The sequence below is a fragment of the Falsiroseomonas sp. E2-1-a4 genome (assembly GCF_051433165.1).
In the GTDB taxonomy this organism is placed as follows: Bacteria; Pseudomonadota; Alphaproteobacteria; order Acetobacterales; family Acetobacteraceae; genus Falsiroseomonas.
Map to the genome: position 1 here is coordinate 40,974 of NZ_JBHMFS010000004.1, position 23,313 is coordinate 64,286.

The 23,313-nt window shown below is 69.5% G+C and carries 22 protein-coding genes and 1 tRNA gene; 11 read left to right on the forward strand and 12 right to left on the reverse strand.

The genetic code is table 11. The annotated features are described in order from the left end of the window. Positions 1-93: 93 nt before the first annotated feature. From ACFHNC_RS05755 to ACFHNC_RS05765, 3 genes are all read left to right on the forward strand, one after another. Complete coding sequence (locus ACFHNC_RS05755) at positions 94-1,509, forward strand: DEAD/DEAH box helicase (RefSeq protein ID WP_437168266.1); 1,416 nt, start codon at positions 94-96, stop codon at positions 1,507-1,509. Positions 1,510-1,550: 41 nt separating this feature from the next. After that, complete coding sequence (locus ACFHNC_RS05760; protein WP_437168267.1) at positions 1,551-1,703, forward strand: hypothetical protein; 153 nt, start codon at positions 1,551-1,553, stop codon at positions 1,701-1,703. A 119-nt stretch (positions 1,704-1,822) separates the two neighbouring features. Beyond that, on the forward strand, positions 1,823-2,605 hold the full coding sequence (locus tag ACFHNC_RS05765; protein ID WP_437168268.1) for a hypothetical protein: 783 nt from the start codon (positions 1,823-1,825) through the stop codon (positions 2,603-2,605). Positions 2,606-2,607: 2 nt separating this feature from the next. Here ACFHNC_RS05765 and lipB read toward each other — a convergent pair whose 3' ends face one another. Next, complete coding sequence (gene lipB / locus ACFHNC_RS05770) at positions 2,608-3,291, reverse strand: lipoyl(octanoyl) transferase LipB (RefSeq protein WP_437168269.1); 684 nt, start codon at positions 3,289-3,291, stop codon at positions 2,608-2,610. Positions 3,292-3,318: 27 nt separating this feature from the next. Here lipB and ACFHNC_RS05775 point away from each other — a divergent pair. Next, positions 3,319-3,404, forward strand: a tRNA-Leu gene (locus tag ACFHNC_RS05775). Between the two features lie 28 nt (positions 3,405-3,432). On the opposite strand, the gene ACFHNC_RS05780 is transcribed toward ACFHNC_RS05775, so the two are convergent. From ACFHNC_RS05780 to ACFHNC_RS05790, 3 genes are all read right to left on the reverse strand, one after another. Beyond that, positions 3,433-4,065, reverse strand: coding sequence for a GNAT family N-acetyltransferase (locus ACFHNC_RS05780; protein WP_437168270.1), 633 nt, complete (start codon positions 4,063-4,065; stop codon positions 3,433-3,435). Positions 4,066-4,302: 237 nt separating this feature from the next. Further along, positions 4,303-5,133 carry a hypothetical protein gene (locus ACFHNC_RS05785; protein WP_437168271.1) on the reverse strand — a complete coding sequence of 277 codons (831 nt, stop codon included), beginning with the start codon at positions 5,131-5,133 and terminating at the stop codon, positions 4,303-4,305. Between the two features lie 17 nt (positions 5,134-5,150). Next, positions 5,151-5,531 (reverse strand): hypothetical protein, encoded by a 381-nt coding sequence (locus tag ACFHNC_RS05790; protein WP_437168272.1) that lies wholly within the window; start codon positions 5,529-5,531, stop codon positions 5,151-5,153. A 129-nt stretch (positions 5,532-5,660) separates the two neighbouring features. On the opposite strand from ACFHNC_RS05790, the gene ACFHNC_RS05795 reads away from it, so the two are divergent. Then, positions 5,661-7,940, forward strand: coding sequence for an NADP-dependent malic enzyme (locus ACFHNC_RS05795; RefSeq protein ID WP_437168273.1), 2,280 nt, complete (start codon positions 5,661-5,663; stop codon positions 7,938-7,940). On the opposite strand, the gene ACFHNC_RS05800 is transcribed toward ACFHNC_RS05795, so the two are convergent. Beyond that, positions 7,885-8,397: a hypothetical protein gene (locus ACFHNC_RS05800; RefSeq protein ID WP_437168274.1), complete on the reverse strand. Its 513-nt coding sequence runs from the start codon at positions 8,395-8,397 to the stop codon at positions 7,885-7,887. The genes ACFHNC_RS05795 and ACFHNC_RS05800 overlap by 56 nt on opposite strands. Before the next feature lie 125 nt (positions 8,398-8,522). Between ACFHNC_RS05800 and ACFHNC_RS05805 the strand changes: the two genes are divergently transcribed. The 6 genes from ACFHNC_RS05805 to ACFHNC_RS05830 all read left to right on the forward strand — a co-directional run bounded on the left by ACFHNC_RS05805 (position 8,523) and on the right by ACFHNC_RS05830 (position 13,147). Next, positions 8,523-9,227: a VWA domain-containing protein gene (locus ACFHNC_RS05805; protein WP_437168275.1), complete on the forward strand. Its 705-nt coding sequence runs from the start codon at positions 8,523-8,525 to the stop codon at positions 9,225-9,227. A gap of 2 nt (positions 9,228-9,229) precedes the next feature. After that, positions 9,230-9,922, forward strand: a complete 693-nt coding sequence (locus ACFHNC_RS05810) for a DnaJ domain-containing protein (protein ID WP_437168276.1) — start codon at positions 9,230-9,232, stop codon at positions 9,920-9,922. Between the two features lie 83 nt (positions 9,923-10,005). After that, complete coding sequence (gene galU, locus ACFHNC_RS05815) at positions 10,006-10,878, forward strand: UTP--glucose-1-phosphate uridylyltransferase GalU (RefSeq protein WP_437168277.1); 873 nt, start codon at positions 10,006-10,008, stop codon at positions 10,876-10,878. Positions 10,879-10,901: 23 nt separating this feature from the next. Beyond that, complete coding sequence (pgmG, locus tag ACFHNC_RS05820) at positions 10,902-12,314, forward strand: phosphoglucomutase/phosphomannomutase PgmG (protein ID WP_437168278.1); 1,413 nt, start codon at positions 10,902-10,904, stop codon at positions 12,312-12,314. Between the two features lie 34 nt (positions 12,315-12,348). Further along, positions 12,349-12,822, forward strand: a complete 474-nt coding sequence (locus tag ACFHNC_RS05825) for a gamma-glutamylcyclotransferase family protein (RefSeq protein ID WP_437168279.1) — start codon at positions 12,349-12,351, stop codon at positions 12,820-12,822. Continuing rightward, entirely contained in the window at positions 12,812-13,147 is a 336-nt protein-coding gene (locus tag ACFHNC_RS05830) for a response regulator (RefSeq protein ID WP_437168280.1), read from the forward strand. The genes ACFHNC_RS05825 and ACFHNC_RS05830 overlap by 11 nt, the downstream gene beginning before the upstream one ends. 24 nt (positions 13,148-13,171) lie before the next feature. On the opposite strand, the gene ACFHNC_RS05835 is transcribed toward ACFHNC_RS05830, so the two are convergent. From ACFHNC_RS05835 to ACFHNC_RS05865, 7 genes are all read right to left on the reverse strand, one after another. Next, the gene (locus ACFHNC_RS05835) at positions 13,172-15,133 is read right to left on the reverse strand and encodes an ATP-binding protein (RefSeq protein WP_437168281.1); all 1,962 of its coding nucleotides are present in this window, start codon (positions 15,131-15,133) and stop codon (positions 13,172-13,174) included. Between the two features lie 208 nt (positions 15,134-15,341). Then, positions 15,342-17,504, reverse strand: a complete 2,163-nt coding sequence (locus tag ACFHNC_RS05840; RefSeq protein ID WP_437168282.1) for a glycosyltransferase — start codon at positions 17,502-17,504, stop codon at positions 15,342-15,344. 16 nt (positions 17,505-17,520) lie between these two features. Further along, positions 17,521-18,591 carry a sn-glycerol-3-phosphate ABC transporter ATP-binding protein UgpC gene (gene ugpC, locus ACFHNC_RS05845; protein ID WP_437168283.1) on the reverse strand — a complete coding sequence of 357 codons (1,071 nt, stop codon included), beginning with the start codon at positions 18,589-18,591 and terminating at the stop codon, positions 17,521-17,523. Next, a complete protein-coding gene (gene ugpE, locus ACFHNC_RS05850) occupies positions 18,591-19,493 on the reverse strand; it encodes a sn-glycerol-3-phosphate ABC transporter permease UgpE (protein ID WP_437168284.1) in 903 nt (300 codons plus the stop codon). Before ugpE ends, ugpC begins: the two co-directional genes overlap by 1 nt. A 168-nt stretch (positions 19,494-19,661) precedes the next feature. Then, positions 19,662-20,543: a sn-glycerol-3-phosphate ABC transporter permease UgpA gene (gene ugpA / locus ACFHNC_RS05855; RefSeq protein ID WP_437168285.1), complete on the reverse strand. Its 882-nt coding sequence runs from the start codon at positions 20,541-20,543 to the stop codon at positions 19,662-19,664. Between the two features lie 74 nt (positions 20,544-20,617). Continuing rightward, positions 20,618-21,979 carry a sn-glycerol-3-phosphate ABC transporter substrate-binding protein UgpB gene (gene ugpB, locus ACFHNC_RS05860; RefSeq protein ID WP_437168286.1) on the reverse strand — a complete coding sequence of 454 codons (1,362 nt, stop codon included), beginning with the start codon at positions 21,977-21,979 and terminating at the stop codon, positions 20,618-20,620. 97 nt (positions 21,980-22,076) lie between these two features. After that, on the reverse strand, positions 22,077-23,288 hold the full coding sequence (locus ACFHNC_RS05865) for an FAD-dependent oxidoreductase (RefSeq protein ID WP_437168287.1): 1,212 nt from the start codon (positions 23,286-23,288) through the stop codon (positions 22,077-22,079). Positions 23,289-23,313 lie beyond the last annotated feature (25 nt).

Genomic DNA, 23,313 nt, shown 5'->3' on the forward strand with positions numbered 1-23,313 from the left:
ACAACATCGGACCGGCCCCGGCACGCGGGTTGGCCCACCGCCACCCAACCGCCCGCGCTATCGCCGGGCGGCCTGACCGGATTTTTGTATTTCATGAGCTTCAGTGAACTCGGCCTCTCCCCGCGCATCCTCCAGGCGCTGACCGAAGAGGGCTACACCATCCCGACGCCGATCCAGCGCGATGCGATTCCGCATGCGCTGACCGGGCGTGACATCCTGGGCATCGCGCAGACCGGCACCGGCAAGACCGCCGCCTTTGGCCTGCCGCTGCTGCACCTTCTCGCCGAATCGAAGGGCCGCCCGCCGCGTGGCGGCTGCCGCGCGCTGATCCTGTCGCCGACCCGCGAACTGGCCAGCCAGATCGCCGACAGCCTGAAGAATTACGGTCGCCACCTCGGCCTGTCCGTCTTCGTCATCTTCGGCGGCGTGCCGCATGGCCCGCAGCGCCGTGCGCTGGCGAACGGCATCGACATTCTGGTGGCGACGCCGGGCCGGTTGCAGGACCACATGGATGAGGGCTCCGCGCGCCTCGACATGGTGAATGCGCTGGTCTTGGACGAAGCTGACCAGATGCTCGACAAGGGCTTCTGGCCCGCGATCCGCCGCATCCTGCCGAAGCTGCCGGCCAAGCGGCACACCATGTTCTTCTCCGCCACCATGCCGGCGGAAGTGGCCAAGCTGTCCGCCGAGATCCTGAAGGACCCGATTCGCATCGAGGTGGCGCCCGTCGCCACCACCGCGGAACGTGTGACGCAGAAGCTGGTGGTCATCGAGCAGGGCCGTAAGCGCGGCAAGCTGGCCGAGCTGCTGAAGGGCGAGGGGGTTGGCCGCGCGCTGATCTTCACCCGCACCAAGCACGGCGCCGACCGCGTGGTGAAGAACCTGGAAGCCGATGGCATCGCGGCCAATGCGATCCATGGCAACAAGTCCCAGGGCCAGCGGGAACGCGCGCTGTCCGACTTCAAGTCGAACCGTGCCCCGGTGCTGGTCGCCACCGACATCGCCGCCCGCGGCATCGATGTGGATGGCGTGACGCATGTGATCCAGCACGACATGCCGGACACCCCCGAAGCCTACGTCCACCGCATCGGCCGCACCGCGCGTGCCGGCGCATCGGGCATCGCGATTGCGATGTGCGCGCCGGATGAGCGGGAGAAGCTGTGGGCGGTGGAGAAGCTGATCCGCATCTCGATTCCCGCTTCCGACGAACGCCAGGACGTCTCCGTGCCGATGTACCGCACCGGCGGGCGTCCGGATGCGGTGAAGCCGGCCGGCGGCAATCGCGGGCGCAACAGCCCGTCCCGCGGGCGTAACGGCGGTGGCGGCGGCGGCGGCGGTGGCCGCAGCGGTCAGGGTGCGCCGCGCGGCAATGCCGGCCAGGCGCCGCGCACCGGCGACCAGCCGGCGCGTCGCCCGGCAGTGGCCGCGGCGGGCCAGAAGGACCGCAACTGGCGCGAGGGTGATTTCCGCGATGGCGGCGCCGCCCCGGCCTTCATCCGCACGCGCTGAGGCTTTCCGCCTTGCGCGAAACGGTGCTGATGAAAGGTGAAATGGCCACGCGGGTCATCGTCACCACCGAAACCGGCACCGAGGTGCTGGATGAGGAAGACGAGGTGCTGGAATCCTACCCGGATGACCAGCACGAACCCACCCTGGCGCGATTCCTGGCGCAGGGGTGGGAGGTGGAGGAGGACGGGCCTTAGCTGCCCGTTTTCCATCCGCCGGCCTTGCCCTGCGGCGTCGCCATGCCAGTATCCGCCGGGCCGGGAATAGCAAGGAACATCGCATGGTAGCGCCATCCGCATCAGGCCAGGGGCGTGTGGTGACCGGGGATCCGGCACCGCTTCCGCTGCCGCGCCTGCTGGGACTTGGCCTGCTCACCCTCGCGGCCATCGGCCTCACCGCGCCGTTGCTGGTGCTGGCCCTGCCGTTTCCGGCTGCGGTCGCCCTCGGCGGGCTTGGTGCCTTCATGGTCGGCGTGGTGCTGGCGATGCGCTTGCGGTCGGGGGCCTTCGTCGCGCTCGGGCTGGTCGGGCTGTTTGGCTTCATCGGCGTGGCGGCGGAGGCGGCGCTGTGGTTCCGGCTCGGCGGCGCGGTGGATGCGCGGTTGGAAAGTGTAGCGGCCGCCCCCTCCTTCCCCGAGTCCAGCCGCCTGGCCTTCCCTGAGGCCATCGCGCGCAGCGACCTGGCAGGTGAGGCGCGCAGCCGCATCGCCCGCAGTGCCGGTCCGCCGGTGGAGCTTTCCGCCTTCGCCGTGCCGGTGGTGCCGCCGGGTTGGGACCGCACCCAGCCGGTGCCTGCCTTCCTGGTCTGCGCCCAGCCGCGCGAGGCGACCCCCTGCGCCACCGCCTTCCCACCGCGCCTGACGGAGGCTTTCCGCGCCACGCCGCGGCCGGAGGCGGCGCAGGCGGCGCTGGCGCTGCATGGCCTGACCGCGGTGCCCAACCCCGCCTTCCTGGCCACGACCGATGAGATTGCTTCCGAACGGGCGCGCGCCGGCTGGATGGCGCTGGCCTGGCCGGTGCTGGCCTGGCTCGCCTGGGCTGCGGGGCTGGCGGTGTACCGGATGATCTCGGTGCCAAAGCGGCGGCCGGCGCGGGCCTGAAGCTACCCGAACACCTCACCCCAGGCTGCCATCAGCGCCGAATCGGCCTCCTCCATCGTCGCCAGCACGCCGAGCTTGTGCAGGCTGGTGACGCCATGCTCGGCGATGCCGCAGGGGACGATGCCGGCGAAGTGGGTCAGGTCCGGGTCCACATTCAGCGCCACGCCGTGCCAGGACACCCAGCGGGTGACGCGCACGCCGATGGCGCCGATTTTCTCCTCCGTGCCGCGCGCCTTGTCCGCCACCCAGATGCCGATGCGGCCGTCCCGGCGTTCACCGCGGATGTTGAAGCGGTCCAGCGCGCGGATCAGCCAGTCCTCCAGACCGCGCACATACTCCCGCACGTCGCGCGCGCGTACCGTGCCGTGGTCCCGCGTCAGGTCGAGCATGACATAGCCGGTGCGCTGGCCCGGGCCGTGATAGGTCCATTGCCCGCCACGCCCGGCGGCCACGGCCGGAAAGCGGGTTTCCAGCAGGTCTTCGGGGCGAGCGGAGGTGCCGGCGGTGTAGGTGGGCTCATGCTCCACCAGCCAGACGGCCTCCGGCGCGGTGCCGTTGCGGATGGCGGCAACGCGGGTGGCCATGGCTTCGAGCGCCGGCGCGTAGGGCAGGCGGCACGGTGCGATGGACCATTCGGGAGAGGCGGAGAGGGGCCCAAGGAGGGGCGTTGTCGGGTGCGTTGTCATCGGCTATAGGCGCGCTCTACCTGATATGCGGTCGTGGCGGAATGGTAGACGCGCCAGCTTGAGGTGCTGGTGGGGGCAACCCCGTGGAAGTTCGAATCTTCTCGACCGCACCATCCCCACCCGACGAACCGACAGCGCCTCTCAGGCCGCCATGGCAAGAACGCCAGGCGGGCCGCGCTCCACACCGATAACCCGCGCTGCATGCGGCCCCGTGCGCGGCCGCAGCCGCATCCGCCGCCGGCCGCACCGGCTGGCGATCGGGCAGGTCACCGCGCGGAAGGCGCGGGCCAGGACGGGGCTCGCGGGCCGTAGCGCGCATTCCATCACCAGGTCGCCGGTCGCGGGCATCCTGTCCACGATCTGGAAGCCGACCTTCTCATACAGCGCCCGGGCACCGTCATTCTCCGGCACCACGATCAGCCGCACGCGCCGGCAGGCCGGCACGGTGGCGAGGCTCGCCATGACCCGCGCCAGGATGGTCCGGCCCAGGCCGCGCCCCTGATGCGAGCGGGCCAGGATGAACCAGCCCAGCCACCAGCAGGTGGCATCGCGCGGGTCGGGGTGGACGACATAGAAGCCGATCATGCGGCCCTCGGCCTCGATGCCGATCATGGCATGCCAGGCGCCGCGGCGGACGGTTGAGAGAATGTCCGGAAGTGGCCCGAGGTAGTCTTCGATCTGGTCAACATCCAGATCCATGGTCTGGACCAGCTCCAGGCTGGTCTTGGCAATCGGGCGGTAGTGGAGGGCCTGCCGGGCCCATCGGGAAGACATGTGATCCTGCTGCGTTTGTTTCCGCAGAGGGGGCACCAGGATCAACCCGGCGCCAACGCCTCTGTCGTGGACAGTAGATCGTGCTGCCATGTCGAAAGGCAAATCAGCCGGACTGCAGCTGTCATGTGACGGTTGTGATATTTCCCGGCGATCGCGCGCGGTTCAGGAAATCGGCCCAATTCACTTGGCGACGCAGGCATTCGGCTTTGCCGGTCCTACGACAAAAAATATTTCTTCCTATCCACCTGCCGCCGGCGGGATGACCGGCGCGGCCAGGATCGAACGCTCCAGCTCATCGAAGGCACAGATGAAGGTCTGCTCGCCGAAGGCGGTGAGGTAGTCGTAGCCGATCATCGCGTATTTCACCTCGTTCGACAGCGCGACCACTTCGGGGTCGGACAGCATGGTGCGGATGGTATTGGACAGCCGCGTCCGTTCCTCCGCATCCATGGTCTGGAAGGCGAGCAGCGCGCCCTTCAGATGCGGCGCCGATTTCTCGAAGGGATGGGCGGAGAAGCGCCGTGCCATGCGGGTGACCAGGCCGATGCGACGCTCCGCCCGCCTTCGGTCCACGTCCCGGTTCACCGCCGTCAGCAGGGAATCGACCACGAAGGCCGGTCCCACCTCCACATCCGCGCCGCCGGGCTGGCGCAACGTCAGCAGCTTGGAGCGCAGCACCAGCATGGCACCGAAGCCGGCCAGCAGCGTGCGGGTCAGCCCATCCGCAGGCGGCGTGAAGACCTCGTGGTAGTATTCCAGCACGCCCAGTGCGGCGAGCGCCGCGGCCGCATTGGCGCCGATGAAGGTCCGCCCCGGCAGGCTGGTGGCGACGATCCAGGGTTCGTCGCGGTAGCGGGAGACCAGCTCGGCAAAGCCCACCACGGCGCCGATGGCGGCAACGCCCAGGTAGCGCCACAGCCACGTCTCGTCGGGCAGCCAGCCGCGCTCTGCCAGGCGCGCCTGGCTCCAGGGCAGGGCCAGCAGCACGACCAGCAGGGCGAGAAGCACCCACCAGCCAAGCCCAGGGCGCTGGCCAGGGATTGGTTCGTTCGGCGGGGCCTCGGTCATCCTGGCCCCCCGTGCCGTCAGCCGGCCAGCAGCAGGCCGGCCCGGGTCAGGCCGTACAGATGCTCGCCGCTGCGCGCATCACGCTCGGCCACGCGCAGCGCCTGGCGGCGTTCCAATTCACTCAGCGCGGTGCGCAGCACATCGAAATCGAAATCTGGGTCGCGCGCGGCCAGCACGTCCCGGATATGGCCGAGCCGCGCGGCATGGTCCTCGGCCGCGGCCAGAATCTGCAGCACCGGGCGGCCATAACGCAGATAGGCGCCTTCCTGCTCGGCCGTCGGCGGCAGCATAGCCGCGACCTCGGCGACGCCGAGGCCCTTGGTGGCCGGCCCGCGCGGGGACGCCGTACTGCCAAACAGATCCAGGCTCCACAGCACGTCCTTGCCGGACTTCATCATCACCCTGAGACCCTTGCCCAAAGGCAGCGTAGCACCCCGGCACACGGCGCTGCCAGCGCAACCGAACGCGGACTTGGCGCGGGTCGCGGCGCGGCAGGATATCGCCTATAGCTTCGGACGGAGGTGGCAATGGACGAGGATTTTCGCAAGGCAGCGCTAGATTATCACCGGCTGCCGCGCCCGGGGAAGCTCAGCGTGGAGCCGACCAAGCGCATGGCCACGCAGCGCGACCTCGGCCTGGCCTATTCCCCCGGCGTCGCCGCGGCCTGCGAGGAAATCGCCAAGAACCCCGACGCCGCCTGGGACTACACCGCGCGCGGCAATATGGTGGCCGTCATCACCAATGGCACCGCGGTGCTCGGCCTGGGTGCGATCGGCGCGCTGGCGTCCAAGCCGGTGATGGAGGGCAAGGCGGTCCTCTTCAAGAAATTCGCCGGCATCGATTCCATCGACCTGGAGATCGAGCAGCGCGACCCGCAGAAATTCATCGAGGCCGTGGCCGCGCTGGAGCCGAGCTTCGGCGCCATCAACCTTGAGGACATCAAGGCCCCGGAATGCTTCGAGATCGAGCGGGCACTGCGCGCGCGCATGAAGATCCCGGTCTTCCATGACGACCAGCACGGCACCGCCATCATCGTCGCCGCCGCCGTGCGCAACGGGCTGCTGCTGCAAGGCAAGAAGCTGGCCGATGTGAAGGTGGTGAACACCGGCGGCGGCGCGGCGGCGATTGCCTGCCTCGACCTGCTGGTGGCCATGGGGCTGAACCGCGCCAATGTCACCATCTGCGATATCGACGGCGTGGTCTGGAAGGGCCGCCCGAACACGGACCCGTTCAAGGCGGCCTATGCGCAGGAGACGGAGGCGCGGACGCTGGAACAGGTGCTGCCCGGCGCCGATGTGTTCCTCGGCCTGTCCGCGCCGCGCATCCTGAAGGCGGAATGGCTGCCGATGCTGGCGCCCCGCCCGCTGGTGCTGGCGCTGGCGAATCCGGAGCCGGAGATCCTGCCGGAAGCGGTGCGCGCGGTGCGACCGGATGCCATCGTGGCGACGGGTCGGACGGATTACCCAAACCAGGTCAACAACGTCCTCTGCTTCCCCTTCATCTTCCGCGGCGCGCTGGATGTGGGTGCGACTACGATCAATGAGGCGATGAAGGTCGCGGCAGCGGATGCCATCGCGGCACTGGCTCGGATGGAGGCGTCTGAGGTGGTTGCCGCCGCCTATGGCGGCAATGCCCCCACTTTCGGCGCCGACTACATCATCCCGAAGCCGTTCGACCCGCGGCTGATCCTGGAGATCGCCCCTGCCGTGGCGAAGGCCGCGATGGAAACCGGCGTCGCCCGCCGCCCCATCACCGACATGCCGAAGTACCGGCAGGAGCTGGAGCGCTTCGTCTTCCGCTCCGGCAACCTGATGCGGCCGGTCTTCGAGGCGGCGCGCAAGCGTCTGTCCCGCGTGGTCTATGCCGATGGCGAGGATGAACGCGTGCTGCGCGCCGTGCAGACCGTGCTGGATGATGGCCTGGCCGAGCCGATCCTGGTGGGCCGACGCGATGTGATCGCCGCCAAATCCGCCGCCATGGGGCTGCGGATGGATTTTTCGCAGTCCGTGCGCGTGGTGGACCCCTCGGCCGATGAGGCGGTGTTCGGGCCGCTGACGGCGCTGTACCAGGCGAAGGTGGGCCGCAAGGGCATTCCGCCCGATGCCGCGCGGCGCCGCATCGGCAACCGCCCCACCGTCGCCGCCGCGCTGTTGCTGGAAGCCGGGCTTGCCGATGCCTGCCTCTGCGGCGGCAGCGGCGACTGGTTCCGCCATTGGCACCACGCCTATGACGTGATCGGCAAGCGGCCGGAGGTCGGGCGGGTCTATGCGCTCTCGGCGCTGATCATTCCCAATGGCCATCTGTTCTTCGTTGATACGCATCTGACGGTGGACCCCACGCCCGCGCAGATCGTGGACATGACCCTGCTGGCCGCCGAGCAGATCCGCGCCTTCGGCCTGACGCCCAAGGCCGCGCTGCTGTCGCATTCCAGCTTCGGAGCCTCGGGCGCGCCATCCGCCCGCAAGATGCGCGACGCGCTGCGCCTGCTGCGGGAGCGTTCGCCGGAATTCGAGGTAGATGGCGAAATGCACGCCGATGCGGCGCTGGTGCAAGCCATCCGGGACCGCGCGGTGGGCGACAGCCCGCTGACGGATGCCGCGAACCTGCTGGTGATGCCGACCTTGGACGCCGCCAATATCAGCTTCAATTTGCTGAAAGCGGCGGGCGAGGGGCTTCAGGTGGGGCCGATGCTGCTGGGCATGGCCAAGCCCATCCATGTGCTGGTGCCGAGCGTGACCGCGCGCGGCATCGTCAACATGACGGCGCTGGCGGCGGCCCAGGCGAACGGGATGCTGACCGTGGTGTGACCTCCTCAGCCCGCAGCCGATGCTCGAAGGTGGCGCGGAAGCGGCGGCTGCGCTGCATGGCGATGGCGAGTGGCAGCATGAAGGCCAGGCCGGCCAGGAATTGCGCCATCGCCTCCGCCGGGTCCGCGGCGCTGCGCAGCCCGGCCAGGGCCATGGCGGCCAGTTGCAACGCAGAGTCCAGCACCAGGAACACCCAGGCATAGGCCAGGCGGAAATGCCGCCAACGGCGGAACCACAGCACGGCCGCGGCCAACGTCAGCCCGATCGAGACCAGCAGATCCAGGTTCAGCAGCAGTGCCCCGGGCACGCCGGATGGCCGCCATTCCTGCACCAGCAGGAAGGGGCAGCCCAGCACCGCCACCACCATCAGCAACGAGGGCAGTCGCAGCCAGCCGCCCATGCCGTGCAGGGGGTGCGCTTCCGCCTCCGCCGGGCTGACCCGGACCCACCTCGTCATGCCCGGCCTTTTCGCTGCGTGGAGTTGGACATCCCGTGGGGCTGGCCGTTGCCGGGTCAGGACACACGCGCGGCGCGGCTGTGTCCACCCTGGCGGTTCGCCCAGGGCGGGGCCACATTACATCCATGACAAATCTGCCCGACAAACCCCGCGACACCGCGGTCGCGGCGTTCCTGCAGAAGGTGGCCGCCATGCCGGCGGTGGCGCCGACGGCCGGCGCGCCCGGCCGCCTGGTCTTCGCGCTGGATGCCACCGCCAGCCGCCAGCCCAGCTGGGACCGCGCCTGCCACTTGCAGGCGGAGATGTTCGGCGCGGTGCGCGAGATTGGCGGGCTGGCCGTGCGGCTGGCCTATTACCGCGGCTTCCAGGAATTCGCCGCCACCCCCTTCCTGACCAACCCGGCGGAACTGGCACGGCGGATGACGGGGGTGACCTGCCTCGGTGGGCAGACCCAGATCACCCGTGTGCTGAAACACGTGCTGGAGGAGACGCAGCGCCGCAAGGTCAACGCGCTGGTCTTCATCGGCGATGCCTTCGAGGAGGATGTGGACGCCGCCTGCCATGTCGCCGGCCAGCTCGGCCTGCGCGGCACGCCGGTGTTCTGCTTCCAGGAGGGGCAGGACCCGGTGGCGAAGAATGCGCTGCGCCAGGTGGCGAAGCTGTCCGGCGGCGCCTGGGCGCCCTTCGATGCGGCCAGCGCCGGGGCGCTGCGCGACCTGCTGCGGGCCGTGGCCGTCTTCGCCGCGGGGGGGCGGCCGGCCCTGCAGCGGCTGGGCAGCGCCGCGGCGCGAGGCATTGCCGGGCAGTTGCCGGCGCCGCGGGGCGCCTGAGCATGGCCTGGCTGGCCCTCGGGTTTCTGCTGCTCGTCGGGCTGTTTGCCCTGCTGAAGCTGTTCGCGGATGCGAAGCCGACGCAAGTGAAGGGGGCGCTGGCGCTGTTCGCCGGGGCGTTCGGCCTGGTGTTCCTGGTGGCGCTGCTGGCCACGGGGCGGGGCGGGCAGGCCTTCTGGGCGCTGGCGCTGTTCGGGCCGCTGGTCTGGCGCTGGGTGCAGGCGCGGCGCGCCGCCGGCACCTTCGCCCGCGGCGGCGCGGCCAGCCCGGGCCTGGCCTCCGATGTGGAAACCGTCCTGCTGTCGATGACCCTGGACCATGACACCGGCCGGATGGCCGGCAGGGTGAAGGGCGGCCGCTTCGGTGGTGCGAATCTCGGCGACCTCGACCTGCCGGCGCTGCTGGCGCTGATGGCGGAGCTGGCGGCGCTGGACCCGGATGGCATGCCGCTGCTGGAAGCCTGGCTGGACCGCAGCCACCCCGAATGGCGTGAATTGGCCACGCCGCCCGACTTCCCCGCCGGCCCGATGGGGCGGGCGGAGGCGCTGGAGGTGCTGGGCCTGACGGAAGGCGCCACCGCCGAGGAAATCCGCTCGGCGCATCGGCGGCTGATGCGGCGCGCGCATCCGGACCAGGGCGGGTCAGACTGGCTCGCCTCCCGGCTGAATGAGGCGCGGGATATTCTGCTGGGCTGAAGCGGCCCCGGCGGCACTCCGGTGGACGGCGCCCGGCGACCGTGGCACTCCTGCGCCACCAATCCGACAGGGAAAATCCACCCGTGCGAAAGCCGCTCCGCAAGGCCGTCCTGCCCGTCGCCGGTCTCGGCACGCGTTTCCTGCCCGCCACCAAGCAGATGGCGAAGGAAATGCTGCCCGTTGTCGACAAGCCGCTGATTCAATACGCGGTGGAGGAAGCCCGCGCCGCGGGGATCGAGCAGTTCTGCTTCGTCACCGGCCGCGGCAAGACCATGCTGGTCGACCAGTTCGACGTTGCCTATGAGCTGGAGCGCACCCTGGTGGAGCGCAACAAGACCAAGGAACTGGCGATGCTGCACGAGCAGGCGCTGCCGCCCGGTTCGGTGGTCTCCACCCGCCAGCAGGTGCCGCTCGGCCTCGGCCATGCCATCTGGTGCGCGCGGGCCTTCGTCGGCGATGAGCCCTTCGCCATCCTGCTGCCGGACGACCTGATGCTGTGCGACGTGTCCTGCACCAAGCAGCTGGTGGACGCCTACAACGAGACCGGCGGCAATGTCGTGGCGATCGAGGAGGTGCCGAAGGACCGCGTTTCCTCCTATGGCGTGATCGACCCCGGCGCGACCACGGGCAACCTCGTCGAGGTGAAGGGCCTGGTGGAAAAGCCGCCGGTCGAGAAGGCGCCGTCAAACCTGACCGTGATCGGCCGCTATGTGCTGATGCCGGAGGTGATGGCGCACCTGGCGACGCAGGAAAAGGGGGCGGGCAACGAGATTCAGCTCACCGACAGCATGGCGAAGCTGATTGGAACACAGCCATTCCACGGCGTGTTGTATGAGGGCCGCCGCTTCGACTGCGGCAACAAGGCCGGCTATCTGGAGGCGCAGGTGGCTTTCGCATTGGCGCGCCCGGACATGGCGCCCACGATGCAGGCCATCCTGAAGAAATACGCACAATAGAGACCGACGGAGACACGCCGCCGATGACCGCCTTCAACCACCGCTTCGACCCGACCTCGCTGCGGGAATACGACATCCGCGGTATTGTCGGGCAGACCCTGCACCCGGAGGATGCCTTCGCCATTGGCCGCTGCTTCGGCTCCATGGTCTCCCGCGCCGGCGGGACCAAGGTGGCGGTGGGCTATGATGGGCGCCTGTCCTCGCCGGAGATGGAGGCACAGCTGGTCGCCGGCCTGCGCGCCTGCGGCCTGAAGGTGGCGCGCATCGGCTGCGGGCCGACGCCGATGTTGTACTTCGCCTCCTACGCGCTGAAGGCGGATGGCGCGATCATGGTCACCGGCAGCCACAACCCGCCGGACTACAACGGCTTCAAGATGATGCTGGCCGGCAAGCCCTTCTACGGCACGCAGATCCAGGAAATCGGCCGCATGGCGGTGGAGGGCGACGTGGTGCCCAATGCCGTCGGCACGGATGAACAGGTCGATGTGTCCGAACGCTATGTCGCGCGGATGATGCAGGACTGGGATGGCGGTGATCGGGCACTGAAAGTGGTCTGGGACCCGGGCAACGGCTCGGGGGCCGAGATCGTCAAGCTGCTGACGGCAGAGCTTCCCGGCACCCACTACATCATCAATGGCAGCATCGACGGCACCTTCCCGGCACACCACCCGGACCCGACGGTGGCCAAGAACCTAGAGCAGATCATCGCCGAGGTGGCCAAGCAGGGGGCCGATCTGGGCATTGCCTTCGATGGCGATGCGGACCGGATCGGCGTGGTGGATGGCGATGGCAACATCCTGTTCGGCGACCAGTTGCTGGTGGTGCTGGCGCGGGACGTGCTGAAGTCGAAGCCCGGCGGCGTCATCATCGCCGACGTCAAGGCCAGCCAGGTGCTGTTCGACGAGATCGCCAAGGCGGGCGGCACGCCACTGATGTGGAAGACGGGCCACTCGCTCATCAAGTCCAAGATGGCGGAAACCGGCAGCCCGCTGGCCGGTGAAATGTCCGGACACATTTTCTTCGCGGACAAGTGGTACGGCTTCGATGACGCGCCGTACTCTGCCCTCCGCCTGCTCGGCATCCTCGCCCGCAGCCCGGAGACGCTGGGCCAGATGCGCGCTGGGCTGCCACAGGTGATCAACACGCCGGAACTGCGCTTCGACTGCGCCGACACCCGCAAATTCGGCGTCATCACCGAGGTGAAGCAGCGCCTGGCCGATGAGGGTGCGAAGGTGCAGGACGTGGATGGCGTGCGGGTGCTGACCGAGGATGGCTGGTGGCTGCTGCGGGCGTCGAACACCCAGGCGGTGCTGGTGGCCCGCGCCGAAGCGTCCTCGGAAGCCGGGCTGGACCGGCTGAAGGCCGACATCGCCCGCCAGCTCCAGGCCTCCGGCCTGCCGGTGCCGGACTTCTCCGGGGAGAATGCCGGCCACTGAGGCGGCCGCCGTGGAGGTCTTCCTCTAAGGCACCTTGCTCGACCCGGCGGTGCTGGCGGCGCGGTGCGGGCGCCGCTTTCTGCGCCGGGCGCGGCGCCCGGCCCTGCTGATGGGCTGGCGCCGGGTGATGCTGCGGCGCGAGCCCTTCCCGACCCTTCGGCGCGCCCGGGGCGGGCAGGTTCAGGGCGTAATCATACGGCTATGTGGCGGCCCGCTGCGCCGGCTGATGGCCTATGAGGGTGCCGCCTACCGGCTGCGGCCGGTGCGTCCACCGGCAGGCGGGACGCGGACCTGCCGCTGCAATGGCCTGGATCATCTACCCCTTGCTGGCGCATTGTTGATCGTTCATCCGGTACGGAACCGGTGCGATTTCGTAGACGTTGATCAATTGTGGCTAAACGCGCGGAGGGTGGAACGCTGGCATGACGCTGGCGTTCGAACCGTACAGGACCACACGGCGAACGGAGGGGGCAATGTCGGGAGTCGTCAGGAGGGTCTTGGTCATTGAGGACGAGGCCCTGGTTGCCATGCTGGTCGAGGACGCGTTGCTCGATGCCGGTTTCCACGTTCTCGGCCCCGCCGCGACGGTAGAGGAGGCGCTGCGCTTCCTCGAAGGCGAACGCCCGGATGCCGTGGTGCTCGACCTCAACCTGGCCGGGGAGACGTCGACGCCCGTGGCCGATCTGCTGGCGGCGCGGGGGATTCCCTATGTCATCGCTACGGGCTATGGCGCCTCCGGCCTGCCGCCGGGGCACCAGCACGCCATGGTGCTGGCCAAGCCCTATGATCCGGGCGAGCTGATCGCGATGCTGGGCCGTCTCTGCGCTGCCTGACGGGCGGCCTGAACGGCGCGGATTTCAGATCGCGGCCGGCCAGCGCGGGGCGGGCGCCGCGGCGCGAACCTCCGGTTCGGCCATGGGTGGGCCGGCAGGCATCTGGGCGCGGCGGAACACCAGGGTGAACTCCGCGCCCATCTCCGAGCCTTCCGGCGCGTTGTTGGCCACGATCCGCCCACCCAGCCCGCGCATGATGGTGCGGGAGATGGACAGGCCCAGCCCGGTGCCGAGGCCCGGCGGCTTGGTCGTGTAGAAGGGCTCGAACAGCTTCTCCAGCACCTCCGCGCTCAGGCCCGGTCCGGTATCGATCACCCGCAGCAGCACCGCCTCCGCATCCCCGCGTGGGTCGACCTCGGCCTCGATCCGCAGGCGGCGGCGTTCTGGCTGGCGTTCCTGCAAGGCGTCGCGCGCATTCAGCACCAGGTTCAGCAGCACCTGCTCCACCAGGATGATCTGGCCGACCACCGGCGGCAGCACATCCGGCAGGCGAAGCTGCACCTGGATGCCGGCATCGCGCAGCGCCTGGCCGGCCAGCACCATCATCCCCTGCACGGCAGCGCCGAGGTCCACCGGCTCCAGCGCTGAGACATCAACGCGGGAGAACGCGCGAAGCTGGGTGACGATCGCCTTGGCGCGATCGGCCTGCGCCATGATGCGGCGCAGGCGCACCAGCGCCTCCTCCACCCCATGCTCGCCATCCTCCAGCGCCTCCGCCGCGTTTTCTGCGGCGAGGGACATGATGGCGATGGGCTGGTTAAGTTCATGCGCCAGACCGGCGGCCATTTCCCCCAGGGTCGCAAATTTCGCGGCTGTGGCGGCCTGCAGGGCGAGTTCGCGTTCGGCCGAGATATCCTCCAGCGCGCCCGCCACCTCGATCCCCTCCGGCGTGCGGGCGGTGGCGCGCAGCGTCTCCCGCAGCCACATCCAGCCGCCATCGGCGCGGCGGAAGCGGAATTCCGCGGTGGCGGAAGGCTCCCGCCGCAGCCGGTCCTCGATATCCGCGCCCAGCGGCAGGCTGGCGGCATCCATGCTGCGAACCCGCCAGCCCGGGCGTAGCGCGGCCTCCGTGGTCCAGCCGGTCAGCCGTTCGATTGCCGGGCCGATCTCGGTCAGCCGCAACGTGCCGCCGGCCTCGATGATGCCGCGATAACCGACCGCGGGCAGCGCCTCCTCCAGCGTGCGGGCGGTGGGCGGGCTGGGGCGGTTGCGGAGCAGCGGTGTGCCGATTGCAACCAGGCTGGCCAGGAAGGCGGCGAGGAAGCCGAGCCAGCCGGCCTCCGCCGCCGCGGCGGCCAGCCCCCGGCGGTCATAGGCGGCGAGCAGCACCAGATCCGCCGCCAGCGGCGCGGCGGCGAGTGCCAGCGGTGGCAGATCCGCGGTGGCGGGCCGCAGCAGCGGGGCGTCGGGTGGCGCCGGCCAAGCCGTGCCCCAATGCGCCGCTCCGCCGGCAGCCAGCGGCGTGCCATCCGGCCGCAGCAGCGCCAGCCGCAGCCCGGGCAGCAGCGCCGCATCCTCCAGCGCCCGGTCCAGGCGCCGCGGGTCGATCGCCACCACGGCGATACCGGCGAAATTGCCACGTGGATCGGTCAGCGCCTGGCTGGCCAGCAGGCTGCGCGGCCCGCCTGGCAGATCCAGCAGGGCGGGGCTCAGCAGCGGCTCCGCACGCCCGGCGCGGTGGCGGATGAAGGCTTCGCGCTCGGCCAGGGATTTTCCGATCAGCGGCGCGTGGCTGGACCACAGAATGCGGCCGGCGGCATCGGTGATGGCGTCGAATTGCAGCCCATCCGCCTGCGCCGGAACCGTGTTCGGTCGCGGCCCATTTTCCGCCAGCGCCGCGATCGCCGCCGCGATGGGGCGCCCGGCCAGCCGCCGCCCGGCTTCTGCCGCGCGCTCCGCGATGGCCAGTGCGGCGGTGGCGGCTTCCTGGTTGCGATGCTGCGCGAACCAGGCTGCTGCGCCCCAGGCGAGGCCCGAGACCAGCACCCCGCCCAGCAGCGCAGCACGGCCGGGCCGGGTGGCTCCGGGGCGTGTGGCGCGGTGCTGCGGGACGCGGATAATGGAACGGTACCCTTTCGCCAGGGGCAGGAGGCGGAGGAAGAAACGCGCCGCGCGTTGGGTGTCGGCCTCCGGCCGATTCGCGAGTCAGGATAGGCCATGGGCGGCACGGCTGCATCCGCACCTGGAACGGCCTTCAGCCCTCGGTTCGCTCCAGGGCAGACAGTCGTGCCGCCACATCGTCCTCTCGGCAGAACATTACACATATCAAGCCGGCGCCGACCACCCGTTTAAAGTGATCTTCAAGTGAAACGCCATCGCCACAGTCGAAATCCACCGCCAGCCCGCCCGCCCCGGATGCGGCCTGCAGCACGCAGCGCTGAACCTCCCCGGGCGCCAGCGCCACACCGCGCCAAGTTTCCGTTCGAGCGCCGCGGGCGCGCAGCCGCAGGTTGAGCGGGCGCGGCGGGCCGCGCAGTTCCAGCACCACCCGCATTGGCGTGCCTTCCGGCTGATCGGACGGCAGCGCCAGGGTGGCGATGCCGTCGCGCATCCAGACGCCCCACTCCTCCTGCCACCACCAGGCCAGCCCTTCGCGCACCCTTTCGGCCCAGGCCATGTCGGGGGAGGGCAGGCCCTCGCCGCGCCAGCCCATCGGCAGATGCCGGCCGAGCGGCAGGAAGCGGGGGGAATCGGGCTGGTCGGGCGGGTTGGCCAGCGCCTCCAGCACCTCCCGCGCCGCATCCGGCCAGTCGCGGCGGGCGCTTGCGCGGTCGATGCGGGATTCGAGGGTAGTGCGCTGGGCTGGATCGGTCAGCAGCATCTCCAGCTTGGCGACCATGTCCGGCTGATCCTGCGGGGCGAAGAACACGGCGCCGGGTGCGCCGGATTCCAGCAGGCCGGAATGCGCCGGCACTACGGCGAGCTTGCCGGCGGCCAGGCTCTCACTGACCGGCAGGCCCCAGCCCTCATGGAAGGAGTTGTAGACGGTGAACAGGCAGCGCCCATACAGCCCGGCCAAGGCGAGGTCCGAGACGCCGGACTGCACCATGACCTTGCGCCGCAACTCCGGCGAGCCATTCAGCAGCGCCAGCGCCGCATCCGCGCGCCAGCCGGGTCGGCCGACGCAGACCAGGCGCGGCACGCGGTCCGCGCCCAGCCGGCGGATCAGGTCGAGCCAAGCCTGGAACACCATCAGGTGGTTCTTGCGGGATTCCAGCGTCGCCACGAACAGCACGAACGCCTCGCCGGGGCGCGGCGCGCGCAACGCCTCCGCCGCCTGGGCCGCGGCAATGGGGGAGGCACCGCCCTCCGCCGCCAGGCGGATCAACCGGGCGGGTGCGACGGGGCCGAGCGGCGCGGCGAAGCGGGCGTGGTCGGCGATGGTGGCGCGGGAGTTGGCCAGGATGCCATCCGCATGCAGCGACAGCGCCGCGAACCAGCGGGCATAGAGCCGCACCGTCAGATCCAGGCAATGCTCCGGCATGGCGAGCGGCACGCAATCATGCACGAAGGCCACGTAGCGCAGCGGCGTCGCGGCGCGCAGCCGGCGCAGGCCGCGGAAATACTCCTGCACGCCCCAGGCATTGCCGAGCGAGACCAGGGTGCAGCCGGCGATGATCGGCGCATCCGGCCGCGCATCGGGTGCGACCAGGGCGGCGGTGGCGGCGCGCCAGGCCGGGTCGTCGTCCCGCCCGCCGATGCGGGCCAGGGCCAGCACGCGGCGGAAGGCGGCCTCATCGACATGCCACCAGCGCCAGGTGGAGCCTTCGAACCCTACCAGGATCACATTGGCCGGGCGTTGCGGGCTGGCCAGCAGGGCGCCCAGGATGCCCATCTGCACGCGCTGGATCCCGGTGGGTGTGCGGGCGGCGCGCAGATAATCCAGCAGGTCCGTGACATCGAAGGCGAGTTGCGTCGGCGGGCCGGAGGGGCGCGGCGCCGGCATTCGCATGGGGCCCTCCGGTGGCGGCAGCGTGCGGTGGCGCAGCAGGGCCACCAAATGGCGCAGCGCCGGGCTTTCGGGGGCCAGCGCCAGGGCGCGGGCCAGCGCGACGGAGGCCTCGCCCCCCCGGCCGAGGTTCCGCAGCACATGGCCGGCCTGCAGCATCGGGTCCGGGTCGTCGGGCGCCAGCATGGCGGCGCGCTGGTAATGCGGCAGCGACCCTTCCAGGTCGCCCTGTTCCTTGCGGGTGTGGCCGAGCTGGACGTGGATCTGCCAATGGCGCGGCCGTTCGGCCAGGTATTCGCGATACGCCGCCTCCGCCGCCGGCCAGCTCCGCGCATCGCGCAGCGCATCGGCGCGGGCGCGGATGGCCTCGGGGGTGGGGGGGGCTTCGGGCTCGGGCTCCACATCCATGCGGGGCGGGTCTTCCTCAGGCGGGTTCGATGCGGCGGCCGCTGGTGCCGTCGAAGACATGGAAGGCGTCCCAGGGCAGGATCACCGGCAGGACGGCGCCGATGCCACTGGCCGGAATCGGCAGGCGCACGGTCAGCGCCTCGCCGCCCGCGATGGTGCCATGGATCACGGTCTCCGACCCCAGGGGTTCCACCAGATCCACCGCCAGGTCCAGCCCCCCCTGGCCGAGCTGGATGTGTTCGGGCCGGATGCCCATGGTCAGCTTCATGCCGGCTTCCCCGGCGCGCGGCCCATCGGTGAAGCCGATGGTCAGCCCGGCCTTGAGTGCCGCCGCCCCCCCGCCCGGCTCCAGCGTCGCGGCCAGGAAGTTCATGGCGGGGGAGCCGATGAAGCTGGCGACGTAGGTATCGGCGGGCCGGCCCCAGACCTCCATGGGGGAGGCGACCTGCGCGGCACGGCCCTGGTGCATCACCACCAGCCGGTCGCCCAGCGTCATCGCCTCCACCTGGTCATGCGTGACGAACAGGGAGGTGACGCCAAGGCGCTTCTGCAGGCGGCGGATCTCGGCGCGCATCTGCACGCGCAGCTTGGCATCGAGGTTGGACAGCGGCTCGTCGAACAGGAACAGCTTGGGTTCGCGGACGACCGCGCGGCCCATGGCGACGCGCTGGCGCTGGCCGCCCGAAAGCTGGCGCGGCTTGCGTTCCAGCAGCGCGCCGATCTCCAGCATCGCCGCGGCCTCATCCACCCGGCGCTTGATCTCGGCCGGCTTCATGCCGCGGATCTTCAGGCCATAGGCCATGTTCTCGAAGACCGACATGTGCGGGTAGAGCGCGTAGTTCTGGAACACCATGGCGATGTCGCGATCCGCTGGCTCCAGCGCCGTGACGTCGCGGCCATCGATGCGGACCTGGCCGGACGTTGCGGTCTCCAGCCCGGCCACGATCCGCAGCAGCGTGGATTTGCCGCAGCCGGAGGCGCCGACCACGACGATCATCTCGCCATCGGCCACCTCCAGGTCGATGCCGTGCAGGACCTGGGTGGCGGCGAACTGCTTCTTGACGGCGTTCAGGGAAAGCGTGGCCATTACTTCTCAGTCTCCGTCAGGCCCTTCACGAACCAGCGCTGCATGAACACCACCACCGCCACGGGCGGCAGCATGGCGAGCACGGCGGTGGCCATGATGATGTTCCACTCATTCTGCGCGTCGCCATTGCCGATCATCTTGGTCATGCCGACGACGACGGTCTCGAGATCCCGGTCGGAGACGATGAGCAGCGGCCAGAGGTACTGGTTCCAGCCATAGATGAACAGGATGACGAACAGCGCCGCGATGTTCGTCACCGACAGCGGCAGCACGACATCCTTGAAGAAGCGCAGCGGCCCGGCGCCATCGATCTTGGCGGCTTCCACGTACTCATCCGGGATGGTCAGGAAGAACTGGCGGAACAGCAGCGTGGCGGTGGCGCTGGCGATCAGCGGCACCACAAGCCCGGTCATGGTGTTGATCAGGCCGAGATTCACCATGACCTCGAAGGTCGGGATGATGCGGACCTCGACCGGCAGCATCAACGTGATGAAGATCAGCCAGAAGGCGATCATGCGACCGGGGAAGCTGAAGAACACCACGGCAAAGGCCGAGAGCAGGGAGATCGCGATCTTCCCGACCGCGATCAGCACGGCCATGTTCAGGCTGTTCCACAGCATGACCCAGGCGGGAACGGAGCGTGTGGTGCGGGTTGCCTCGCCGCCGGTCAGCCAGGCGGAGACGTAGTTGGAGATGGCGTGCGGCCCGAACCACAGCGGCACGTCGCCGCGGCCGATGGTGGAGGCATCATGGGTGGAGCCGACCAGTGTCAGCCAGATCGGAAAGGCGAAGATCAGCACGCCGAGGCTCAGCGTGACATAGGCGATCCAGCGGTTGCGCGCGTTGCGGCGCAGCGTGGCGCGGGCGAGGCGGTCGGCCTCAAGGTCCATCGTGGCCGACATCAGCGATTGCCCCAAAGGCAGGAAGAACGGGTGCTGGCGGCCTGCCGCCCTTCAGGCAGGCCGAGCGCGCGAAGGCGCGCCGCGCACGGACCATTCTTGCAGCTGGTGCTGGCTGCGGCCTGCGCGAAGCCAAGCGGTCGGAGGCCGCGCCCGGCGTTTGAGGGCATATTAATAGTGCACCTTCCGCTCGATGAAGCGGAACTGCACCGCGGTCAGCAGGATGACGATGAACATCAGGATCACGCTCTGCGCGGCGGAGGAGCCGAAGTTCAGGTTCTGCACGCCATCCACATAGACCTTGTAGATCAGCGTCGTCGTCGCCTGGCCCGGGCCGCCGCCGGTCAGCGCGTGGATGACGCCGAAGGTGTCGAAGAAGGCGTAGACGATGTTGACCACCAGCAGGAAGAAAGACGTCGGGGCCAGGAGAGGAAAAATGATGGTCCAGAAACGCCGCATCGGGCGCGCGCCATCGATCGCCGCCGCCTCCAGCACCGATTTCGGAATGGATTGCAACCCGGCCATGAAGAAGATGAAGTTGTAGGAGACCTGCTTCCAGGCCGCGGCCAGGATCACCAGCAGCAGCGCCTGGTCGCCGTTCAGCTTGTAGTCCCACGGCACGCCGAGGCCATTCAGCATGCGCCCGAACAGGCCGATCTGCGGGTGGAACATGAACAGCCACAACACGGCGGCAATCGCTGGCGCCACCGCATAGGGCCAGATCAGCATGGTCTTGAAGCCATTGGCGCCGCGAATTGCCTTGTCCGCCTGCACCGCGAGATACAGCGCCGCACCCAGCGCCAGGAAAGCCACGGAGGTGGAGAACACCACCGTGGTCCAGCCCGCGGCCAAGTAGTTCGGGTCCGCCAGCACCTCGGTGAAGTTTTCCAGGCCGACGAATTGGCGCGACAGGCCGAAGGCATCTTCCCGCAGGAAGGACCCGTAGATGGCCTGGCCCGCCGGCCAGAAGAAGAACACGCCGGTGATCAGAAGCTGCGGCAACAGCAGCAGCCAGGGCAGGGCGATGCCCTTGAAGATGACCTTCTTCCGCAACCCCTTCGTCCCTCTTCAAATGGCAAGGGGGTGGGCATTGCGCCCACCCCCCTGGCCGGATCAACGCTGTGGCATCAGCCGCCGCGGTTTGCACGCTCGAAATTACGCAGCACCGCATTGCCGCGCGTGGTCATCGCTGCCAGCGCCTGCTCCGGGGTCTGCTGGCCCTGCAGTGCCTTCTCCATCTCTTCCTGCATGATCACGCGGATCTCGACGAAGCCACCGAGGCGAATGCCGCGGGTGTTCTCCGAGCTCGCGCCGCGCAGCATCTGCTCGATCGGGATATCGGCGCCGACATTGGCCGGCTGGGTGTAGAAGCCGCTGGCGCGGGCGGATTCGAAGCCGCTGCGCGTGATCGGCAGGTAGCCAGTGTCCATGTGCCACTTGCCGGCCACTTCCGGACGGGCGGTCCAGGCGAAGAACTCGGCGATGCCGCGCAGTTCGGCCGCGCTGCGCTGCGTGTTCGGGCCGCGGTTCATCACCCACAGGCTGGCGCCGCCGATGATGGCATTGGACGGCTGCGTGCCCTCATAGACCGGGAGCATGGACACGCCCCAGTCGAAGCGCGCCTCGCGCTGCACGCGGGCGCGGAAGCCCGACGAGGTCAGCATGATGGCGCATTCGCCGCCCGGGAACAGCGCCTCACCGGCATTGTCGCGACCGCCCCAGCGGAACAGGCCTTCCTTCTGCCAGTTCACCAGATTGGTCAGGTGGCGCAGCACCAGCGGGTTGTTCACCTGCAGCTCGGCATTGGCGCCGCCGAAGCCGTTGCCCTGGGTGGCGAGGGGGATGTTGTGGATGGCGCTGAACTGCTCGAGATGCAGCCAGGTCGGCCAGGCGGTGGACATCGGGCAGGCATGGCCGGAGGCCTTGAGCGCGGCGAGCGCGCGGCCGACACCTTCCCAGGTGGTCGGGAACTGGTCGGGGTTCAGGTTGGCGCGGCGGAAGGCGTCCTTGTTGTAGTACACCACGGCCGTGCTGCTGTTGAACGGCATCGCCATCTGGCGGCCATCGGCGGCGGCGTAGTAGCCGCGCACGCCGGGCAGGAAGTCGTCGAAGTTGATGTTCACGCCGGTCTGCGACAGCAGCTCATGCGTCGGGATCACGGCGCGGCCGGCGTTGATCATGGTGCCGGTGCCGACTTCGAACATCTGCACCAGGTGCGGCGCCTGGCCAGCGCGGAAGGCGGCGATGGCGGCGACCATCGTCTCCGGATAGCTGCCGCGGAACGTCGGGACGATGCGGTACTGGGTCTGGGTGCCGTTGAAATCGGCGACCAGGCGCTCCAGCAGGCCACCGAGCGGCTGCGACAGGCCGTGCCAGAACTGGATCTCGGTCGGCGCTTGCGCCGCGGACGGCGCCGGCTGCTGCGCGTTGGCAGGGCCGATCAGGCCGGCGAGCGCGACGGCGCCCGCCATGAGGGTGCGGCGGAACATGGGCAAATTTCTCCCCGTTAAGTGACGGCGGGCTCTAGACGGCCTGCGTTTCGAGGATTTTACATTTTTATGGCAGTTCGGTGAAGGGGACGACTTCTCACATGATCCGGCTTGCCGCGCGCAGTCCCGTGATCATGGAGGAGCGCAACAGATGTTCCCGTGCCTTCACCGGATCGGCGGCGGTGGCTTGCAGATCGGCCAGCAATTCGGCGCGCCGGGCCGGGTCCGTCTCCCGCATCCGGGCGCGGTTGCGGTCGGCCTGGGCGATGATTTCGCGCGCCGCGACCGGCTGGCGGCGGCGGGTGTAGCGGTCGAGCTGGCTGTCCTCGGCGTCCCCGCGCCAGACCGGGGCAAGGGTCTCGGCCAGCTCCATCGCATCCTGGATGCCGCCATTCATGCCCATGCCGCCGGAGGGCGAGTTCAGATGCGCGGAGTCGCCGGCCAGCATCAGGCGCCCCATCCGGTAATTCTCCACGATCCGCTGATGGATGCGGTAGGGGCGGAGGTCCGGTACCTCATAGGGCGTGGGCCTTGGGTGGATGGCCTGGAGCTTGCGCTCGATCGCCGCCGGCTCAAGCGCCTGTTCCACCGATTCGCCCGGCGCCGTGTGCAGGGAGGCGCGCCACAGGCCGGGCACGCGGAGCAGGGAGAAGGTGCCGGAAAACGCCGGATGCTGGGTCCAAATATAGTTCACATTGGACAGCCCCTCGAACACCTCATGGAAGGGGAAGGGGGTGGTCGCGAGGATGGTGGTCTCGGGGTAGGTGTCGCCGGCGAAATCCAGCCCCATGGCGCGGCGGATGACGCTGCGGGCGCCATCGCAGCCCACGGCATAGGGCGCCTCGAAGGGTTCGAAGCCCTCGCCGGACAGCGCCACATGGTCGGCGCCATGCACCACGGTGTCCACCTTCGCGTTGAAGCGGAGCTCCACCGTGCCGGCATGCTCCGCCGCCAGCTTCGCCAGGATGAGGCGCGAGAGTTTCCACTGTTCGGCCTGCAGGCGGTAGGGATGCGCCGTGTCGTCCTTCAGCACCGACAGGTCGAACACCGCCCGCGCGCCATCCTCATGCCGGCGGATCTGCCAGGTGGGCGTGACCAGTCCCTGTTCGATCAACGGCTGCGCCACGCCGAGGCTGTCCAGCATGTCGAGCGAGGGCGGGTGGAAGGTGGAGGCGCGCAGCTCCTCGCTGATATCCGCGCCCGCTTCCAGCACGACACTCGGCAGGCCGAGGGTCGCCAGCTTCAGCGCCAGCACCAGCCCCACCGGGCCGGCGCCGATGATGGCGATGCGGCGGTCTTCGTCGGTCATGGAATCGGTCAGCCCCCTGGATCGG

Coding starts and splice junctions, on each gene's coding strand:
- ACFHNC_RS05755 (WP_437168266.1), top strand. CDS start 94: ATGAGCTTCAGTGAACTCGGCCTCTCCCCGCGCATCCTCCAGGCGCTG.
- ACFHNC_RS05760 (WP_437168267.1), top strand. CDS start 1,551: ATGGCCACGCGGGTCATCGTCACCACCGAAACCGGCACCGAGGTGCTG.
- lipB (WP_437168269.1), bottom strand. CDS start 3,291: ATGACAACGCACCCGACAACGCCCCTCCTTGGGCCCCTCTCCGCCTCT.
- ACFHNC_RS05780 (WP_437168270.1), bottom strand. CDS start 4,065: ATGTCTTCCCGATGGGCCCGGCAGGCCCTCCACTACCGCCCGATTGCC.
- ACFHNC_RS05785 (WP_437168271.1), bottom strand. CDS start 5,133: ATGACCGAGGCCCCGCCGAACGAACCAATCCCTGGCCAGCGCCCTGGG.
- ACFHNC_RS05790 (WP_437168272.1), bottom strand. CDS start 5,531: ATGATGAAGTCCGGCAAGGACGTGCTGTGGAGCCTGGATCTGTTTGGC.
- ACFHNC_RS05795 (WP_437168273.1), top strand. CDS start 5,661: ATGGACGAGGATTTTCGCAAGGCAGCGCTAGATTATCACCGGCTGCCG.
- ACFHNC_RS05800 (WP_437168274.1), bottom strand. CDS start 8,397: ATGACGAGGTGGGTCCGGGTCAGCCCGGCGGAGGCGGAAGCGCACCCC.
- ACFHNC_RS05805 (WP_437168275.1), top strand. CDS start 8,523: ATGACAAATCTGCCCGACAAACCCCGCGACACCGCGGTCGCGGCGTTC.
- ACFHNC_RS05810 (WP_437168276.1), top strand. CDS start 9,230: ATGGCCTGGCTGGCCCTCGGGTTTCTGCTGCTCGTCGGGCTGTTTGCC.
- pgmG (WP_437168278.1), top strand. CDS start 10,902: ATGACCGCCTTCAACCACCGCTTCGACCCGACCTCGCTGCGGGAATAC.
- ACFHNC_RS05840 (WP_437168282.1), bottom strand. CDS start 17,504: ATGGATGTGGAGCCCGAGCCCGAAGCCCCCCCCACCCCCGAGGCCATC.
- ugpC (WP_437168283.1), bottom strand. CDS start 18,591: ATGGCCACGCTTTCCCTGAACGCCGTCAAGAAGCAGTTCGCCGCCACC.
- ugpE (WP_437168284.1), bottom strand. CDS start 19,493: ATGTCGGCCACGATGGACCTTGAGGCCGACCGCCTCGCCCGCGCCACG.
- ugpB (WP_437168286.1), bottom strand. CDS start 21,979: ATGTTCCGCCGCACCCTCATGGCGGGCGCCGTCGCGCTCGCCGGCCTG.
- ACFHNC_RS05865 (WP_437168287.1), bottom strand. CDS start 23,288: ATGACCGACGAAGACCGCCGCATCGCCATCATCGGCGCCGGCCCGGTG.